The 18,531-nt window shown below is 63.1% G+C and carries 18 protein-coding genes; 6 read left to right on the forward strand and 12 right to left on the reverse strand.

Translation table 11 applies throughout. The features are described 5' to 3' along the window. Positions 1 to 154: 154 nt before the first annotated feature. The 4 genes from EA462_RS06590 to EA462_RS06605 form a co-directional block, all read right to left on the reverse strand. Positions 155 to 2,110, reverse strand: a complete 1,956-nt coding sequence (locus EA462_RS06590) for an AMP-dependent synthetase/ligase (protein ID WP_124177759.1) — start codon at positions 2,108 to 2,110, stop codon at positions 155 to 157. A 64-nt stretch (positions 2,111 to 2,174) separates the two neighbouring features. After that, positions 2,175 to 3,095, reverse strand: coding sequence for an MBL fold metallo-hydrolase (locus EA462_RS06595; protein WP_124177760.1), 921 nt, complete (start codon positions 3,093 to 3,095; stop codon positions 2,175 to 2,177). Between the two features lie 179 nt (positions 3,096 to 3,274). Beyond that, positions 3,275 to 4,183, reverse strand: a complete 909-nt coding sequence (locus EA462_RS06600; RefSeq protein ID WP_124177761.1) for a cation diffusion facilitator family transporter — start codon at positions 4,181 to 4,183, stop codon at positions 3,275 to 3,277. A 45-nt stretch (positions 4,184 to 4,228) separates the two neighbouring features. Continuing rightward, positions 4,229 to 5,452, reverse strand: a complete 1,224-nt coding sequence (locus EA462_RS06605; RefSeq protein WP_207891630.1) for an MFS transporter — start codon at positions 5,450 to 5,452, stop codon at positions 4,229 to 4,231. A gap of 367 nt (positions 5,453 to 5,819) precedes the next feature. Here EA462_RS06605 and EA462_RS06610 point away from each other — a divergent pair, with 367 nt between their 5' ends. From EA462_RS06610 to EA462_RS06620, 3 genes are read left to right on the forward strand one after another with little or no spacing between them, the layout of a single operon-like run. Next, positions 5,820 to 6,242: a fluoride efflux transporter FluC gene (locus EA462_RS06610; RefSeq protein ID WP_124177762.1), complete on the forward strand. Its 423-nt coding sequence runs from the start codon at positions 5,820 to 5,822 to the stop codon at positions 6,240 to 6,242. A 23-nt stretch (positions 6,243 to 6,265) separates the two neighbouring features. Beyond that, entirely contained in the window at positions 6,266 to 6,667 is a 402-nt protein-coding gene (gene crcB, locus EA462_RS06615) for a fluoride efflux transporter CrcB (protein WP_124177834.1), read from the forward strand. Between the two features lie 55 nt (positions 6,668 to 6,722). Continuing rightward, the gene (locus EA462_RS06620; protein ID WP_124177763.1) at positions 6,723 to 7,037 is read left to right on the forward strand and encodes a YbjQ family protein; all 315 of its coding nucleotides are present in this window, start codon (positions 6,723 to 6,725) and stop codon (positions 7,035 to 7,037) included. A 95-nt stretch (positions 7,038 to 7,132) separates the two neighbouring features. Here EA462_RS06620 and EA462_RS06625 read toward each other — a convergent pair whose 3' ends face one another. The 5 genes from EA462_RS06625 to dnaJ form a co-directional block, all read right to left on the reverse strand. After that, the gene (locus EA462_RS06625; protein WP_124177764.1) at positions 7,133 to 8,815 is read right to left on the reverse strand and encodes an acyl-CoA mutase large subunit family protein; all 1,683 of its coding nucleotides are present in this window, start codon (positions 8,813 to 8,815) and stop codon (positions 7,133 to 7,135) included. A 57-nt stretch (positions 8,816 to 8,872) separates the two neighbouring features. Then, on the reverse strand, positions 8,873 to 9,496 hold the full coding sequence (locus tag EA462_RS06630) for a GNAT family N-acetyltransferase (RefSeq protein WP_124177765.1): 624 nt from the start codon (positions 9,494 to 9,496) through the stop codon (positions 8,873 to 8,875). A gap of 123 nt (positions 9,497 to 9,619) precedes the next feature. Further along, entirely contained in the window at positions 9,620 to 10,219 is a 600-nt protein-coding gene (locus tag EA462_RS06635) for an FAD-dependent oxidoreductase (protein ID WP_124177766.1), read from the reverse strand. Positions 10,220 to 10,269: 50 nt separating this feature from the next. Further along, on the reverse strand, positions 10,270 to 11,091 hold the full coding sequence (locus EA462_RS06640; RefSeq protein ID WP_124177767.1) for a hypothetical protein: 822 nt from the start codon (positions 11,089 to 11,091) through the stop codon (positions 10,270 to 10,272). Between the two features lie 107 nt (positions 11,092 to 11,198). Beyond that, the gene (gene dnaJ / locus EA462_RS06645) at positions 11,199 to 12,362 is read right to left on the reverse strand and encodes a molecular chaperone DnaJ (RefSeq protein ID WP_124177768.1); all 1,164 of its coding nucleotides are present in this window, start codon (positions 12,360 to 12,362) and stop codon (positions 11,199 to 11,201) included. Between the two features lie 184 nt (positions 12,363 to 12,546). Here dnaJ and EA462_RS06650 point away from each other — a divergent pair, with 184 nt between their 5' ends. Both EA462_RS06650 and EA462_RS17875 read left to right on the forward strand, forming a co-directional pair. After that, positions 12,547 to 12,972, forward strand: a complete 426-nt coding sequence (locus EA462_RS06650; protein WP_124177769.1) for a hypothetical protein — start codon at positions 12,547 to 12,549, stop codon at positions 12,970 to 12,972. A 153-nt stretch (positions 12,973 to 13,125) separates the two neighbouring features. Further along, positions 13,126 to 13,239: a phosphohydrolase gene (locus tag EA462_RS17875; RefSeq protein ID WP_394341816.1), complete on the forward strand. Its 114-nt coding sequence runs from the start codon at positions 13,126 to 13,128 to the stop codon at positions 13,237 to 13,239. 69 nt (positions 13,240 to 13,308) lie between these two features. On the opposite strand, the gene EA462_RS06655 is transcribed toward EA462_RS17875, so the two are convergent. From EA462_RS06655 to EA462_RS06665, 3 genes are all read right to left on the reverse strand, one after another. Next, a complete protein-coding gene (locus EA462_RS06655) occupies positions 13,309 to 15,459 on the reverse strand; it encodes a thioredoxin domain-containing protein (protein WP_124177770.1) in 2,151 nt (716 codons plus the stop codon). A gap of 72 nt (positions 15,460 to 15,531) precedes the next feature. Then, positions 15,532 to 16,527 (reverse strand): methyl-accepting chemotaxis protein, encoded by a 996-nt coding sequence (locus EA462_RS06660; protein WP_124177771.1) that lies wholly within the window; start codon positions 16,525 to 16,527, stop codon positions 15,532 to 15,534. Positions 16,528 to 16,797: 270 nt separating this feature from the next. After that, complete coding sequence (locus EA462_RS06665; protein WP_124177772.1) at positions 16,798 to 17,985, reverse strand: NAD-binding protein; 1,188 nt, start codon at positions 17,983 to 17,985, stop codon at positions 16,798 to 16,800. Positions 17,986 to 18,089: 104 nt separating this feature from the next. Between EA462_RS06665 and EA462_RS06670 the strand changes: the two genes are divergently transcribed. Beyond that, entirely contained in the window at positions 18,090 to 18,371 is a 282-nt protein-coding gene (locus EA462_RS06670) for a ubiquitin-like small modifier protein 1 (protein ID WP_124177773.1), read from the forward strand. Positions 18,372 to 18,531 lie beyond the last annotated feature (160 nt).

Here is an 18,531-nt window from a genome sequence, read left to right on the forward strand (position 1 = left end):
ATATACTGATCGCCGGCTATCAGCGTTCGAATCGGGCAACTCGGGCGGGCGGTGGCTGTCCGATCGGTTCGTGGCCACTGTCGTGCGGATCGTCGTACCCGAGTCCCGACCCGTAGCCGGGGGGGCTGTGTCGGATTCGTCCGAAAGCAATCCGTCACTGAGTCGCCTCCCTTTCCTCGTAGATCCGCTCGATCCGGTCGTCGAATCGATCCATAATAACGCGACGCTTTTTTTTCATCGTTGGAGTGAGCATCTCGTTTTCTTCGGTGAACTCCCGTGGGACGAGTTCGAACCGTTTGATCGTCTCGTGAGCTTCGAACGACTCGTTGACGTCGTCGACCTCCGCTCGAACGTACTCGCGGACGCGTTCGTCCTCGACGATCGCCTCGGGATCGTCGGGGAGATCGATTCCTTCCCGGTCGGCCCACTCTCGGATGTGTGGCGTGTTCGGAACCAACAACGCGCCGACGAACTTCCTTCCGTCCCCGACGACCATACACTGTTCGACGCGTTCGCTTGCTGCAAACGCGTCCTCGATCGGAGCGGGAGCAACGTTCTTGCCGGTCGAAAGGACGAGTATCTGCTTTGCACGGTCGCGAAACTCGAGGTAGTCGTCCGGGCGGCGGTGTACGATGTCGCCGGTACGGAACCAGCCGCCGTCGGTGAACGAACGGTCGGTGGCACCGGGTTTGTTCCAGTAGCCGTCGGAAACGTTCGGCCCCCGAACGAGGAGTTCGCCTACGTCGCCGGGATCATCGAATGCCTCCTGATCGACGGTGGTCTCGTCGATCTCGAGTTCGACGCCGGGGAGCGCCGGACCGATCGTTCCGATTTTCGGCGCTTCCGGCGGGTTGACCGTGACAACGGGTGCGGTCTCAGTCAGGCCGTAGCCCTCGTAGATCGGCAACCCCATCGCATAATAGAGCTGACAGAGGTCGGCAGAGAGACTGCCGCCGCCGCTGATGAGGAGGTCGATATTTCCGCCGAGTGCCTCCCGAACCGTCGAGAAGACGAGCCTGTCCGCGAGCGTCTGTTTCACGGTGAGTATCGGTCCGGGCGAGTCCGCCTGCTGATACTCGACCCCGACGTCGGTCGCCCACTCGAAGATCCGTTGTTTGACGGATGACTCACTCGCCTGCTCGCGGATCGCATCGTAAATCTTCTCGTAGACGCGCGGCACGCTGGTCGCGGTATTCGGCTGGACCGCACTGAAATCCTCCTGGAGCGTTTCCGGGTCCTCCGCGTAGGCGACACAGGCTCCGCTTGCAAACAGCGTAAAGTGTCCCGCGGTCCGTTCGAAGACGTGTGCGAGCGGGAGGTACGACACCGATCGAACGTTCTCGTCGATTACGGGAAGGTCCTCGTCTTTGTCGGGTCGCGGGCCGTAGCGCTTTCGAATCTGATTGACGTTCGATCGAAAGTTTCGGTGCGTCAACTGCACGCCCTTCGGTCTGCCGGTCGTACCGCTCGTGTAGATCAGACTCGCGAGGTCGTCCAGGCCGGGTTCGTCGACCCACTCTCGGTACCTCTCGAGGTCGAACGTCTCCGCACCACGCTCGCGGAGTTCACCGAGTGTCAACACGTCCGGACGATCGTCGTATCCCTCGAGTTCGTCGATCGAGACGACGAATTCGAGTTCGAGTTCGTCCTCGACCGCGAGCACGTCCTCGAGACACTCCTGATTCTCGACGACGACGCCGGAGGCGTTCGGATCCGAGAGGAGGTACCGAATCTGATCGGTCGAGGAGCCCGTATAGACGGTCGTCACGACCGCACCGGCACCGAGGAGAGCGAAATCGCACTGGGCCCACTCCATCCGCGTATTCGCGAAGATAGCAACTCGATCACCGAGGCCGACGCCCAGATCGCGGAATCCAGCCGCGAGGTGACGGACGATATCACGCATTTCGGCGTACGAGAGCGTCCGAAACGTTCCGGGTTTCGCCGCTGGAACGAGGTCGTCCGTCAGCGATCTATCGTAAACACCACCCTTGTATCGCTGGGCGGGACGGTTCGGGTTGCGCTCGGCTGCATCCTCGAACATGCGACCGATCGTCGTCTCTTCGATCACCGCGTCGACGTATTCGCGTTCGGCGTCCCGCCAGTTCATATCCGTATGTCAACGGGTCCCGTACGATAAAACGTGATGAAACGTGTCCGATCGGAGACACTGTTTATTCTCGGTCATCGAGATAGCCAAGCGCGCCTCGAACGTTCATCACAGCCTCGGCGCTCGCCTTTCGTTCGCCCCAGACGTCGGCCAGCTCGTCGGAATCCGCGAAGTACTCAATCACCAGTTCGTCGTCTCCGAGGTCCGCTCGCGCGGCGTCGACCGCAGCGACCCACTCCTCGAGAACCGTCGAGTACTGCTCTAGCGCGTGGGACGCATCGTCACCGACCGCCCGCGGGCCGAAGTGAGTGTAGCACAGTACGTCGGGATCGATGGACTGGAGCATCTCGACGTCAGCGAGACACTCCTCGAGGTCGAAATCGGACGGCGGCGAAGTTTCGACGATTTCCTCGCGGGCAGGCACCCAGATCCCCGCGGCGTCACCGGTAAAGACCGTTCCGCGTTCGGGCGCTTCGAATACGACCTGATGGAACGCGTGGCCGGGTGCCTCATGGACGCGGAGTTCGTGATCGCCGAGATCGATCGCGTCCCCGTCTTCGACGCCGACGATCCGATCCTCGGGGACCGGCTTCGGTTCGACGTACCACTCCCATTGCTCCCCGACGGCGGCTTTCGTTCCGGCGACCAGTTTCGCGGGATCGACGAGGTGACTCGCACCGACGTCGGGAACGTAGACGTCTGCGTTCGGGCAGGCTTCCGCGAGAAATCCCGCACCGCCCGCGTGATCGAGGTGGATGTGCGTTACCGCGATCGCGGCGAGTTGCTCACGGTCGATACCGACCTCCGCGAGCGCCTCGAGAATCCGCTCGTGGTTGGTTCCGATTCCACTTTCGATGACGGCGGGCCGTTCGCCATCGAGTATGTAGACGGCACCGTACTCGCTCGTCCCGAACATGCCGGTATCGACGTAGGAGAGGTCAGCCCAGTCGCCGGCCGTCACGTCGTAACAGTCTCCGATTCCCATACCGATACCCGGAGGGCGGACGGATTAAAACTCACGCCCAGGTTCGCGTGAGGAGCGTCGGGAATGGTCTCCGCCGCCGCGTCACTCTGCCGTCGGAGCGCGTAGTCCACCAAGCGCGGCCGTTCGAACCGGCTGTAACCCCATCACGTCACCGGATTGGTCGATCGGTGAGGATAGCGCTATATCCCGTTGGCCCGATCTTTCCACTCACCGATCCCCGACGGGTCGAGGTGGACGTGTGCATCACCAACCTCGTCGACCTCACGAAGCCGGGAGACGAGGTCGGACTCCACGTCGTGTGCGTGACGGAACGGGATATCGCCGTCGACTTCGACGTGAACTTCGACCTCGAGGACGGTTCCATCGTAAAAGACCGTCAGGTCGTGGACGCCTTCGACGTCGGGATGGCTTCGCAGCGTTCGCGTGATCTCGTCGTACTGGTCGGGATCGGCCGCGGCACCGATGAGGTAATCGACGTTCTCCCGGCCGATCTCGACGCCTTGATAGATGACGAGTACGCTGACGAGTCCGCCCGCGAGGGGATCGAGAATCGGATGGCCGAGCAGGACGCCGATCACGCCGACGACGGCGGCCATCGAGGTGTAAATGTCGTTCAGACAGTCCGTCGAGAGCGCCGAGAGCGCTGTCGACTCGAGCGCTGCGTTGACGTACTCCGTGTACCGGTAGACGAGGTACATATCGACGATTGCGAAAGCGAGCGCGCCGAGCAACAGGGGATTCGCATCGGGCGGATCGCTGACTGCGAGACCCTGAACCGATTCGTAGAGGAGACTCAATCCCAGCAAAGCGAGCACAGCCCCGACGAACAGCGCCGTCAGGGGTTCGATCCGGTCGTGGCCGTGCGGGTGAGTATCGTCCGGTTCGTCGAACGAACTCCGCCCCCAGATGAGGACGACCACGCTCGCGACGAGGTCCGCCACGGAGTGTGCCGCGTCCGCGAGCAACGCAATGCTGCCGAACGCGAGCCCAGCAGCCCCTTCGACGGCGATCTTCGCCGCGTTTCCGACGACGTTCACCGCCGCTGCTCGCGTGAATTGTGTCTGCTCGTCGACTCCGGCGGCGGTCATGCAGTTTATTAGACCCAATCTAAACTTGGGTCTTTTCCTTTTCGGTCACGCTCTCGACGCGGTCTCTCGTCCCCCTGGCATCCGAACCGTGAGAAGAATTACGACCGCCATGATAACGGCCAGAACGATGTACCCCTCGTCGAAGTAGCCGTAATCTGCGATCACTCCGAACAGAAGCGGACCGCCAGCGCCGAGCGTTGCGGTCGTCGTTCGAACGACGCCGAGTCCCGTCCCCTTCATCTCTTCGGAAAACGAGTCCGCGAGATACGATTGCGTGACCGCGCCCGATCCGAGCATCGTGCTGATACAGGCCGTCAGCCCGACGAGAAGCCAGACGTTGTCGACGAACGGAAGGAGCGAAAATCCGAGGACTGGCGGGAGGAGGATACTGATGAGCGATCCGCGCATTCCGATCCGATCGTAGGCCCCACCTGCGACCGGTTTGACCACGACGCCGACCGCGAAGAAGAACCCGAACAGCACGCTCGCTATGGCGGGCGATAGCTCTTTGACGTTCGTCAGATAGGTCGGATAAAACGCCGTAAACGACTGCCAGATGAAGATGTAGAGAAACAAAATCACCGTCATAAACCCCATCTCCGGGTTTCGAAGTTCTCCAAAGATCGCCAACGTCTCACGCATCGACTGCGGGTCCCTCTCAGATTCAGTCGAGGTCCGAACGGGAACGGTGAAGTACATTGTTATTCCGACGAGCAAGAGCAGCGGGGCGACGAAGCCAAGGCCGACCTGCCACGCGATAGCGACGGCGAGAACGGCTGCAATCGGCGGAAGGACCGTCTGTCCGATATCCCCCGTCGCCATCGTCACGCCGAGTGCACTCCCCAGACGCTCGGAATAGAGGTTCGACAGGAACGTAATCCGGGCGATCGGATACAGCGAGTGGCCAAGCCCCCAGAGTGCCGTCGCGAGAAACAGAACGACCGGCGTCGAGGCGGTGACCACGAACCCGAGAGCGACCGCAACGACGATCGTACTCGCGGCCATCAGCGTGCGCTCGTTGTATCTGTCGGCGAGCATCCCACCCGGCAGCTGGCCGATCGAGCCGAAAAGCCACAGAACGGTCACCAACAGTCCCGCAACCGACAGACTCAGCCCGTACGTTCCCTGTAGGTACGGAAGCACGATCGGGTAGATCATACGCGCACCGACCAGGAGCCCCCACGCGGTCGCGACCGTAACGAGGGACGACCCCTTGCCATCCGCCCACAACGCCGTCAGTTCCCGTCCGAAGGCTGTCCGAACATCCATTGAAGCAGTTGTCGACGAAGGATCGGTGTCTCGTCCCCATAGTAACTGGTCTTTCCCTCGGCGTTTTCCTGTTCCGTCTCACCCATCCGTCCTCGAGCCCCACCTCTACACTCTCACTTCTACTCTACTCTGCTCGTCCGCACGCGCGCCCTCCGTCCCTCACGACCGTCGATTGCGGTCCTCCCATCGCTTTCCTCTCGATCGATCAGCGTTTTCGAAACGCTCATGGCGATTCCTCGAGAACTTCGCCGTATCCGAACGTCAGGGCGAGAAATCCGGATACCGCCCCGTCAACGATAGCTTCCATCGGATCGGTGTCTGTCTCTCCGATCAGGTGGCCAGTAACCGATCTCGAGACGACACACGCATGCCAGACGATCATCCTCTCGTTCGACTCGAGACGCTCGCGTTGATCGTGATCGGTGGCTTCGCCGGGGCGAACCTCCGTTTTTTTGCCCTCGGTCTCGTCTCTGATATCGTGGCGGTGTTGGCCGTCAACGTGCTCGGAAGCTTCTTGCTGGGTTTTCTCGTCTACGAGGCCGAGTACATGGACGTTCTCGAGCGCAACTCGCGATTGCTCTTTACCACCGGGTTTCTCTCGTCGCTGACGACTTACAGCACGTTTGCGATCCAGACCGCGGTGAATGCGGGACCGGCGGAGCCGCTGTTGCTCGCCGCGGTCGTCGTCGGTAACTACGGGCTCGGATTCGTCGGCGTTCTCGCCAGCCGGTCGCTCGCACGCCGGGTCGCCGCTGAGACAGCGCATTCAGCCGGGGGTGAGACGGCGTGACCGGTGGCGGAGCGCTACTCGAGATCTCGCTCGCCGTCTGGCCCTCCTTGACGGACGTCCTCGCCGCGTTCGATCCCGAGCCGGCACATCTGGTCGGAACCGGCGGGGCGATCGGTGCCGTTCTTCGCTACGGCGTCTACCGGCAGCTCTCGAGCGAGCGGTTCCCGTGGCCGACGCTCGCCGTGAACGTGATCGGAAGCTTCGTCTTCGGGCTGGCGATTTTCGCGGGGGCCAGCGAATCGACTATTCAACTGCTCGGAATCGGCATCTGTGGCGCGTTTACCACCTTTTCGTCGTTCTCGGTCGAGACGATTCAGTTGTACGAACGCGGCGACCGATCACTCGCCGTTGCGAACGCGGTCGGAAACCTCGTTCTCTCGGTCGCCGGTATCGGTCTCGCCTGGGTCGTCGTCACCCTGGTCTAACCGGGTCCGAATCCGACAGAAAACCTATACGAGGAGCCGTCGAAGGAGGGTTCGAATGCGCATTACGAACACCGAAACCGTCCCCGACAGAGAGATCGTCGAAACGCTCGGAATCGCCCGCGGAAACACCGTCGAGGCCAGAAACGTCGGTCGAGATATCACACAGGGAATTCGAAACGTCTTCGGCGGCGAACTCAAAGCCTACTCCGACCTCCTTACCAAGGCCCGCGACGAGGCCATCTCGAGAATGGAAGCGGACGCCGAAGAGATGGGTGCCGATGCGGTCGTCAACGTTCGCCTCGAGACCTCCCAGATCACCGACGGCGGCTCCGAAGTGATGGCCTACGGGACCGCCGTTCGACTCCGGTAGGCCCGCGAACGTCGACGAGTCGTCCTCGAGCATCTTTCTCGGATGTTTCGAGAAAGCGACCTCGAGCGTCCTCCTCGCGCCGAACTCGACCGCGATTAGACTGCGCCCCCGGCCTGGTACTCTCCGAACTCGTCGCGAAGAACGTTACATATCTCGCCCACCGTCGCGTAGGCTTTGACCGCCTCGACGATGGCCGGCATGAGGTTCTCGTCGCTGCGGGCCGTCTCGCGCAGGGCCTCAAGCGTCGCGTCGACGGCCTCGTCGTCGCGGTCGTCCCGTACGGACTCGAGACGATCGATCTGTCGTTGCTGGTCGTCCTCGGTGACCTCCTGGACGTCCATCTCCGGCTCCTCGTCGATTTCAAACTCGTTGACGCCGACGATGATTCGCTCGTTATCTTCGATTTCTTTCTGACGGTCGAACGCCGTATCCTGGATCTGGCGCTGGACCCACTGTTGGTCGACGGCCTCGAGCATGCCGCCGCGTTCGTCGACGTCCTCGAGAATATCGTAGGCGTCGGCCTCGACCTCGTCGGTCAGCGACTCGACGTAGTAACTCCCTGCGAGCGGGTCGACCGTATCCGCCGCGCCGGACTCGTGGGCCAGAATCTGCTGGGTTCGAAGGGCCGTCCGAACGGATTGTTCGGTCGGAAGCGCGAGCGCTTCGTCCTTGCCGTTGGTGTGTAGCGACTGCGTTCCGCCGAGCACCGCGGCGAGGGCCTGATAAGCCACTCGAACCACGTTGTTCTCGATCTGCTGGGCGGTGAGCATCGAGCCGGCGGTCTGGGTGTGGAACTTCAGCTGTTTGGATTTCGGGTTTTCGGCCTCGAAGCGGTCATCCATGATATCGTGCCACATCCGTCTCGCGGCGCGGAACTTCGCGACCTCCTCGAAGATATTGTTGTGGCCGTTGAAAAAAAAGGAGAGCTGTGGCGCGAACTCGTCGACGTCGAGTCCGGTACCGAGAGCCGCCTCGACGTACTCGATGCCGTTGCCGAGCGTAAAGGCGAGTTCCTGTGCGGCGGTCGATCCTGCCTCGCGGATGTGGTAGCCGGAGATCGAGATCGTGTTGAACTTCGGCGTCTCCGCGGCACAGAACTCGAAGATATCCGTGATGATCCGCATCGACGGCTCCGGGGGATAGATGTAGGTGTTGCGTGCGATGTACTCTTTAAGTAGGTCGTTCTGTATCGTTCCTCGAAGTTCGGCTCTGTCGACGCCCTGCTGGTCACCCACGGCGATGTACATCGCCAGCAACACCGATGCCGGTGCGTTGATCGTCATCGATGTCGATACCTCGTCAAGCGGAATCCCGTCAAAGACGGTCTCCATGTCCGCGAGCGAGTCGATCGCGACGCCGGCTTTCCCGATCTCGCCGGCGGCCATTTCGTCGTCCGAATCGTACCCCATCTGCGTCGGCAGATCGAACGCCATCGAGAGACCGGTCTGGCCCTGATCGAGCAGATAGTGATAGCGCTCGTTCGTATCGCCGGGCGTCGAGAAGCCGGCGTACTGTCGCATCGTCCACAGCCGACCACGGTACCCCGTCGAGTAGACGCCACGGGTGTACGGCGGTTGGCCCGGATAGCCCAGATCGTCGCGATAGTCGAGATCCGAGACGTCAGCCGGCGTGTACAGACGGTCGACCTCTTGGCCGCCCGTATCCGTCGTGAACGTCTCCTTTCTCTCACCGAACCGGTCGATCACTGGCTCGGCCGCCCGCTCGTGCCACTCCTCGTGGCCTGCCTGGATCTCCGCGAGGTCGTCGTCATCGAACATTGGTGAGATGATGGGGTGGTGGGGGTTTGAAGATTGATGACCGACCGATCGGGGCCGTCATCGACCCGTATCGTACTTGTACGTCGCCGTATCGGGGTCGATTCCGAAGTCCTCGGGAGGTTCGTCGCTCGAGACGTCGTCGCGGCCCGTTGGGGCCTGCTTGAACGCCTCCCGAAGTCGCTCGGGCATCCGAAACGCGTCGACGTCGATCGCGAGCGGAACCGCGTCCGGATCGACGCCGTCGCGTTTCGCCTCGAGTCGCCCCCGAAGCGGTGCCGGGAGCTGCGACTCGTCGATACGTTCGAAGCCGAACTGTGCGAGATAGCTCCCCGATCCGGTGAGCGTGTAGACGGTTTCGAACCCCTGATCGCTGGCGTAGTCGACGAGCCGTTCGATGACGTGTGCGCCGATACCCTGGTCGCGCCACCCCTCGAGAACGCCGATACTGGTCAGCTCACAGACGTCGTCCCCGTTCGCGCTGGCGCGGTCCGCGTCGCCGTCGGTCGACGAACCGTCGACTTTGTGGGTCCGAATCCGACCGAACCCGCCCTTTTCGCCGGATTCTTCGTCGATCGCGACGACGTAATCGCGCGAGCGGAACGCCGTGTCGTCGAGCCCCATCGCCTCGATGTGGTCGAGTAGCCAGACCTCCTCTCTGTTTTTCGCGTCCCGCACGTACATGATTCGATATAGGGAACGTGCGGCCAAAAGCGTTTGTGGGTCGACGAACCGTCGCTGCGCTCTCTTCGTCGGTTCGGCGCTCTCGAGTGTGATCGTCGCCGATACTGGTTCGACGTCGACCCGCTACTCGAGCGACGGGACGTCGTCGGGCGTATCGAAGTCGTGGAAATGGTCTCCCCGTTCCGTGCTCAGAATGTCCAGTGCGGCCGCCGCCCCGTCGCCAGCGGCGATCACGGCCTGCCACTTCTCCGCTCGAACCATCGCGCCGGTCGCATACAGGTTCTCGACGCTCGTTTCCATGTTCAGATCGACGTCGACGGTGCCGTCGTCGTCGAAGGCACACTCGAGATTCTCTGCGATCGACCGATCCGCTCCGGTCGCGAGGACGAGGTACTCGCCGGTGGAGACGTCGTCATCCGTTTCGACCCGGAACCGATCGGCGTCCGTCGCCTCGGTATCGGGGTCGTCGGCCGTATCCACCTCGATTTCGGTGACCGGTTCCCCGACTCGCACGTCAGCGCCGCGATCACCGACCTGGCCGCGCGTCAGTTTCAGAAACTCGTCGCCACTGATGCTTCGAATGCCCGGGTAATTGAACAGGTGTGCCTTGTGTATCCACGTCTCGTCGCCATCGAACACGACGGTCTCGAGGCCGTTTTTCGCGGTGAACAGTGCTGCGCTCAATCCGGCGGGGCCGCCGCCGACGACGATAACGTCCGACATACGCCGTCGACCACGACCGGGCGGATAAACGTTCCTCCCGCTCGATTCACTCAAAACAGGGGGTCGTCAAGCGAAACCGAGTCGGGGACGATCCGCTCCGGTTCCGGAACCGGCTCGCTCGAGACGGCGTACTCGCCACGAGCCGGTGGTTCGATCGATCCGTCGAGCTCTCCGTCCTCGAACGCGCGCTCTTTCGTTTCGTCCTCGAGCGCGCTTACTCCCTCGCCGTCAGCGAGAACGACCACGCCGTCCGCGAGCAGCGGCGCGATCACGCCAGCGACGACGGTCTCGAGCACCGGCCACGGTTCGCGGACGACAACGCGGTCGCCCGCCGCGAGGCCGTATTCGTCGATGACGTCCCGAGCGGCCTCGAGGGCCGTTTCGTGGCTCACCAGCCGGTCGCCGTCGCTCACCATCGCGACGCTCGGGTCGATCGATCGGGGCGGGAACGAGGGGTTCTCGCTCCAGAGGCCGGCGTCGAAGTGCTGGACCGCGGGCTCCGTCGGTTTCTCGCCGTAGCCGAGGCGCTGGGCGCCGGGCGGGAGATCGTACGTGCCCGACTCGAGGACGGTGACGGGGGCAACGAGCGCCCGAAACCCGTCCTCACTCGAGAGGTCCGATGGCGGCTCGAACCGCGTGGTTCCCTCGAGAAGCGTCGTTCCGAGAAACGAGACGAGCGCGAGCGGGCCGTCACCGACGACGCCGACGGTCGTCCCCTCCCGAACGCCCGCGTGGCGCAGGAAATTACCGGCTTTCCAGGCGGTCGTACAGAGCCAGTGTGCGTCGTACTCCCGTCCCGTCCTGTCGACGAGCGCTGTCCGCTCGTCGCGTCGATCGCGGGCGAACAGCTCGTCGACTGTCGCGACATCCATACGCGGATCTGGAGCGCCGATGAAAAAAGCGCGCCGACTCGAGATCGCGGGTAGTTACACCGTTCTCCGACGAGAACAGCGAGGCGGGTCGACCGATATTCGATCCGTCAGAACGCCCGTTTGATCTTCTCGAAGAAGCCTTCGGCCACCTCGATCTCGTCGCCGCCGGCTTCGGCAAACGCCTCGAGTGCCTCGCGCTGTTCTTCGTTGAGCGTCTTCGGCGTGACGATCTGTACCTTGACGAAGAGGTCGCCCTGGCCGCGACCGCGCAGGCGGGGCATTCCTTTGCCCTCGAGACGGAAGATCTCCCCGCTCTGGGTTCCCGTGGGGACGTCGAACTCGACCGTGCCGTCGAGCGTGGGTACGGAGACGGTGTCACCGAACGTGGCCTGTGGGAACGAGATCGGGAGCCGGTAGCGAAGGTCGTCGCCGTCGCGTTCGAACTGCTCGTGGTCGCGGACGATGATATCGATCAGGAGGTCTCCGTTTGCCCCGCCCTCCGGACTCGGTGCACCCTCTCGTTCCATCCGAAGGGTCTGGCCGTCCTGAATGCCCGGCGGAACCTCGACGGTCAGGGTGGCTTCGTTTCGAACGTAGCCCTCGCCGCGACACTCGCTACACGTCTCGGAGTACAGCGTTCCGTCCCCCTCACACCGCGAGCAGGTCGTCGTCTGTTGGACGCGCCCCAGCGGCGTCTGCTGGACCTGCGTTACCTGGCCGCGACCCTGACACTCCGGACAGGTTTCGGCGTCGGCACTCGGCGGATGGCCCTCGCCGTCACAGGCGTCACAGCGCTCCGGGCGTTCGACCGTGAACTGCTTTTCTGCACCCTCGAACGCCTCCTCGAGATCGATCTCGATGTTCGTCCGAAGGTCGCGCCCCGATCGCGGTCGACGGCGTCCGCGGCCGCCACCGCCGCCGAAGACCTGCTCGAAGATGTCACCCAGGCCGCCACCCATTCCGCCGCCGCCCATTCCGCCGCCGCCCATTCCACCGAACGGATCACCGCCCATGCCGCCCCCGCTCGCGTCGTATCCGTGTTTTTCGGCCTGTTCGTAGCGGTCGTGTCCCATCCGGTCGTAGGCGCTTCGCTTGTCCTCGTCGGTCAGGACTTTCTTTGCCTTCTGGATCTTTTTGAACTTCTCTTCGGCGTTCGGATCGTCGCTGACGTCGGGGTGATACTCCGTCGCCTTCTCACGATAGGCCTGTTTTATCTCCTCGGCCGAGGCGTCGGGGCCCACGCCGAGAACGTCGTAGAAATCCTCGCTCATTCGTTGTCACACCGTAAACCGTTGATCCACTTGAAACGCCCGCTCTCGGCCGGAAGGGGGCCACTGGAACGACCGCCACTGTCGGGCCGCCACACGGCGATCCCTCCGTCCGATCTCGTCGTTCAGCAAGTCGCTCGTCGATCGACCCGCAGATTTGAGGTGGTCCGGCTCGAACGTCCACTCGATGCCAGAGAACGGACGGTACAAGTTCTTCGGCGTGTACGTCTCACAGCCGGTCTACGACGCACTCACGGCGTACCTCTACGAGGAGGCCGGAATCGTCGACTTCGCGGAGTACTTCGATCCAGCCGAACAGACGATCCCGGTGGGTGATCCCGGCGCTGACGCGACCGCCGAACTCGTCTCGAGCGTCGTATCCGACTTTCCAGCCCTCTACGACGAGGCGGAGTTCGACGCGACGAGAGACGTGGATCCGAACTCGTTCGTCCTCGTTCGTCTCGCCGCCGAGCCGGGAACGGTTGCGAACGCTCGGGAACGGTTCCAGGCCGCAGCGACGGTTCGGGACACGGACCTCAGAACGGTCCAGACGGCGGTCCTCGAAGCGTGGCTCTCGCGGACCGACGCGGACGATCGAACCGAGCCGCCGTGAACGCTACGATGGTCCACGAGCCACCGCGTTGGATCTCGACCCGGCGACGTCGAGAGACGCTCGAGTGCGCCGACGGACCGTCGCACTCGGAAATAATTAACTCAGTTTCGTATTAGGGTAGTTTTACATAGGTCCACGTCGAAGTTGCCTTCGATGCCCGAAGTCACGATCTCGGATCGCCTGTACGAGAAGCTCGAGGAACAGTCCGACGACGCGGTCGAGGACGCGCTGTGGGAGCTGATGTACCACTCCCACCGGGATTACTAGTCGCCACAACGAGACGGAGGACCGCCACGACGGGACGATACTAGGACGATTGGCCGTGGATTTTTCGGTTCAGATCGGTGCCTGAGAGTCCGACCGATCGTCAGCACCGAGCCACTCTATGGCCTCCTCGACGTCCTGCGTCGGGGGCGAGCAGGTCCGGTTCCGACAGACGTAGAGCGTTGGCTCCCCGTCGCGCGCTCTGCGTCCGGCCCAGATCGGCGGGGCGTCCTCGAGTCCGAGGCGGTCGAGCCACGCTTCGAGTCCGTCGTCGGTCGCTGGCCGGAGCGCGAACAGACGGTCAGGGTAGTAGTTCTCCGCGACGCGCTCGCGCCACTCCGCCGGGAGGTCGGACGCGGCGACGGTGATCTCGAGTGTGCCCGACTCGAGGCGGCCGGCCGCGAGACAGAGCGAGGTGTGCTGAAGCGCGTTGGCCTCGATGCGGTTCGCGTGCGTCTCGAGAACCGTCGTCGCGATCTCTTCGAATCCGTCGTCGGAAAACCCTTCGAGGGCCAACAGGACGGAGAGTGCAACGCCGGCCGCAGCTGGCGTCGACTGATCGGTGAGTTCCTGGGGTCTCGTGACGAGCGACTCGCCGCTCTCGGGAGTGAAATACAGCGTTCCGCGTTCGTCGTCCCAGAACTCCGCTTCGATGACCCGGGCTAACTCGAGTGCGAACGCGAGGTGGTCGACGCTGCCGGTCGCCTCGTAGCACGCGAGCGCGCCGCGAGCGAGGAACGCGTAATCCTCGAGGTAGCCGGCTACGGCCACGTCGCCGTCTTTGTACCGCCGCGACAGCCGGTCGTCGTCGGCGTCCCAGAGGCGATCGCGGACGAAATCGAGGGCGTCGACGGCCATCGCCGCGTACTCGTCGTCTCCGAGGACGAGCGCGGCTTCGGCGCACGTCGCGATCATCAACCCGTTCCAGCCGGCGAGAACCTTCTCGTCGCGATTCGGTCGGGGGCGCGTCTCGCGGGCGTCGAACAGCCGTGCTCGGGCCGAGTCGAGCCGGTCGCGCACCTCGGATTCCTCGAGTTCGAAGCGGTCTGCAAGCTCCGGCACGCTGACCGCGCGATTTGGCTGAGTCGCCCCCTCGAAGTTGCCCGATTCGGTAACGTCGTAACGCGCACAGAAGAGATCGGCGTCGGTCTCGTCCTCGAGGACGGTCCGCACTTCCTCGGGCGTCCAGACGTAGAACGCGCCCTCTTCGTCCTCGCCGTCGGATGGATCGGGACTCTGTGCGTCGAGCGTGCTGAAGAAGCCGCCGTCGTCGTGAGTGAGTTCCCGCGCGACGAACGCGAGGGTCTCGTCGACGACCTCGGCGTAGCGCTCGTCGCCCGTCAGCTGATAGCCCGCAAGGAACGCCCGCGGAATCTCGGCGTTGTCGTAGAGCATCTTCTCGAAGTGAGGAACCGTCCAGTCTCGATCGACGCAGTAGCGATGGAAGCCGCCGCCGACGTGATCGTACAGGCCGCCCGCCGCCATCGCGTCGAGGGTCTCCTCTAGCACCTTCCGGTACTCATCACGCCCGGTTCGATCGGCGGCTCGAGCGAGAATCCGCAGGCGGGTGGGTTGGGGGAACTTGGGACCCTCGGAGCCGAAGCCGCCGTGGCGTCGGTCGGCGCTTCGCAGGGCCGCGTCCGCCGCCGTCTCCGTGACGTCGCTCGAGGGGGGCTCCGCTCCGACGACGGAGTCCGGCGTCTCCTCGAGTCGGTCCCTGGCGGCGTCGGTCCACTGATCCGCGCGGTTCTCGACTTCTTCGCGGTCGTTCTCCCAGGAGCGCCTGACGTTTTCGAGAACCTCGAGAAAGCCGGGCTGACCGCGTTTCGCTTCCCTGGGGAAGTACGTTCCGACGTAGAAGGGACGGCCGTCGGGGGTGAGCCAGGCGGAGAGCGGCCAGCCGCCGCGCCCGGTGACGAGCTGGCAGACGGTCATGTAGATGCTGTCGACGTCCGGGCGCTCCTCGCGGTCGACTTTGATCGGCACGAACTCTTCGTTCAACGTCTCGGCCACCGTCTCGTCCGCGAAACTCTCCGACTCCATGACGTGACACCAGTGACACGCCGAGTAGCCGATCGAGAGAAATATCGGCACGTCACGCTCTCGGGCGGCCTCGAGCGCCTCTTCGTCCCAGGGTTGCCAGTTGACGGGATTGTCCGCGTGCTGGCGCAGATAGGGGCTCTGTTCCTCACCGAGACGGTTACGTCGGGTCGGGTCGGTCACGGACGAGGCTACGGCCGGGCGCTGTAAAAGACCGGTGTCCAGTCAGCGTGGCACGCCCTCGCCTCCGATCGCTCACTCGGCGGGCGACGCGTTCGGCGCGAAATCGTCCACGAGGTGCTCGAGCGTTCGATCCATGGTCTCGATGTGATCCGTCTGAGACTCGACTTCGGAGGCGATCACGCCGGTGTCTTCAGCGATGCGTTCGGCGCTTTCGACCGTCTGATCGACCATGCTGGCGACCTCTTCGGTGCTCGAGGCCTGCTGGTCGGTCGCCTGTGCGACTTCGTCGATCCCGTCCGAGACGTCCTCGATGGTGTCGTGGATCTCCTCGAGGATGTCGACGGCGCGGTCGATCGATTCGATACCGCGATCGATCCGATCGTTGTTCTCGTCGAGGCTTTCGACGGCGTTTTCGGTGTTCGATTCGACCTCGCGGATCATGGTCTCGATCTCGGTCGCGCGCTTTTGAGAGTCCTCCGCCAGGGATTTCACTTCGCTCGCGACGACGGCGAAGCCGTCTCCTGCTTTGTCTGCGTGTGCCGCCTCGATGGAGGCGTTGAGCGCGAGGAGGTTCGTCTGTTTGGCGATGTTGTTGATCACCTCGACGATCTCGTCGATCTCCCCGACGCTTTCCTGGATGGCGTTGACGTCTTCGGTGACCCCGTTGGCCGTCCGCTGAATCGCACCCATCGCGGTCCCGAGTTCGTTCGCGGACTCCTGGCCGGCCTCTGCGAGGTCGCGTGCCGACTCGCCCGCTGCAGCGACCTCCTCGGACGACGACGCGATCTCCTCGACCGACGCCGACAGGTTCGACATCTCCTCTGCGACCAGCATCACCGACTCGTATTGCTCGTCGGCTTCGGCGTGAATCTCCTCGAGTCGATCGCTGATTTCGACGGTACTCTCCCCCAGCTCCGCGATCGACGACTGAATCTCGTTTGCCCGCTCGTCGTCGTACTCGGATCTCGAGGCGAGATCCTCCACGTCGGACGTATCGATGTCGGTATCGACGTCATCGTCGGGTTCGTTGGACTGGTCGGCCACCCCGCCGGAGTTATCGAACGACATCTCCCTCACGTTTCAAGTCGCCTACTGTCCACCCTCCCTGCGCGGTACTCGGCCGGAAAAACGTCCCGACGCCACTGAATCGATCGTTGATCAAGATGTCTCTATTTAGGCGATCAGGCGCTAAAACGTGTCGGCCAATTAGTTTGGTATTGGTTCGATGGCGTTCCAACTGAGACGGTCTGCTGTCAGTCAGTTCAGACAGTATGAGACGGCCGTCACACGACCTGCAGTTTCTTCCGGCCGATCGGCCACTCACCCACGGTGGCGACGCTATTCGTTTTCGGTTAGCAGTCGTTCGAGCAGTTCGGAATCGTCTCTGCCGAGGGCCGATCGAACCAGCAGATGTCCGCCGAGCAACGCAGGGCTAATTACTGCGTCCGCACCTGCTCGCTCGAGTTTCTTCGTGTTTTCGAGATCGGTCGCCGCGGCGACGACGCGGGTGTCGGGTGCGAGCTGACGAGCGGTAAGGATCGAGAGCGCGTCCTGTGCGTCCTGGTTCGTCGCGACGAGGATCGCGTTTGCGTTCTGGATCTTCGCGCGCCGAAGCGGCGTTTCGTCGCTTGGATCGCCGACGACGACGGGAATGCCACGATCCGAGAGATCGTCCATCACATCGCGGTTTTTCGCCACGACGGCGAACTCCCGGTCGGTCGCTGACAGTTCGTCGACGATCGGTTCAGTCAGTTCGCCGTAGCCGAGCACGAGGATGTGCTCGCTCAACAGTTCGAGTTCTGAGTCGGTCATTTTTCCGAGTGTCTTTGTAATTCGTGCCTGGATCGCCGGGCCGACGAGCGCCCCGATTGCAATACCGAAACTCGCCACGCCGAGGACCAGAACGGACATCGTGAACAACATTCCCTCCGTCGAGTCGATGTTGGGCGTCACGTCCCCGTAGCCGACCGTACTCGAGGTGATCAGCGTAAAGTAGAACGCGTCGAGGACGGTATCGATCCCGTCGAAGTGATCCCGGAGCGCGTAACCGCCGATGGTTCCGTACGCCTGCACGCCGACGAGCGCCGAACCGGCTGCGATCTGCGTCGTCCCGAGGGCGAGCGGTTTGGTAAATCGATCCCGCGTCAGCAACAGCGCCGGGATCGAAACGAGCGAGAGTACAATCAACGGAAGCGAGTACGGACTCACCTGGAGGAGACCCTGTACTGCAGTCAGCGGAAGCAATAGCAAAGTGGCCCACCACCCGGCGCGCAGCCCACGACGGAGAGCAAGCGCGCTCCCAACCATCAGAAACCCGGTCAGCGCGCCGGTGAAACTCGCGGTGTCCTGGACGGCAGCGGGGATGTACGGTGTAAACGGCTCGTAGACGGTGTCGGTTCCGATGTTGAGGATCGCCGTCGCGACCGAGAGCAGCGCCACGACCAGCACGAACGCGACGGTCGCTCGAGTCGTGAGCGCCCGTCGCCAGTTTTCGGGCAATCGCTCCCGAAGCGGCCGGTCAACCATACACTTCCCCTTCCGCGTCGACGACAATTAAGCCGATGTTTTCTCGCCCGCGCTCGGGACTCGAGAGCGGTAGCTACTTGCTTCCGGCGGCGATAGCGCCACCTATGTCCACGGAGTGGAAACTGTTCGCTGATCTCGCGGAACGAGCGGGCGACAAACGCGTCACCGTCGACGCCTCGGCGGGTGACACCGTCGGAGACGCCCTCGAACAGCTCGTCGAGGGCCGAGCTGAACTCGAGGCGCGCGTCCTCGAAGACGGGGAGCTTCGGTCACAGATCAACGTGCTTCGCAACGGAACGAACGTCCTCGTCGAGGAGGATGGTCTCGAGACGGTACTCGAGGGCGACGACGAACTCGCGCTGTTCCCGCCGGTCAGCGGCGGTTAGTTCGCGGCGATTCTCGCGACACGGTGAGATCGATTCCGAACACGAAATCCGGTTCCGCTGCGATCGATACACCAGCGTACGAAGCGTCGCTGACGTACTGTGGCGTTTCATACGGATTACTGTAACGATTTACCGGCGCACCCGCGACCCGGGCGGCGGG

It is taken from the genome of Natrarchaeobius halalkaliphilus (assembly GCF_003841485.1).
GTDB lineage: Archaea > Halobacteriota > Halobacteria > Halobacteriales > Natrialbaceae > Natrarchaeobius > Natrarchaeobius halalkaliphilus.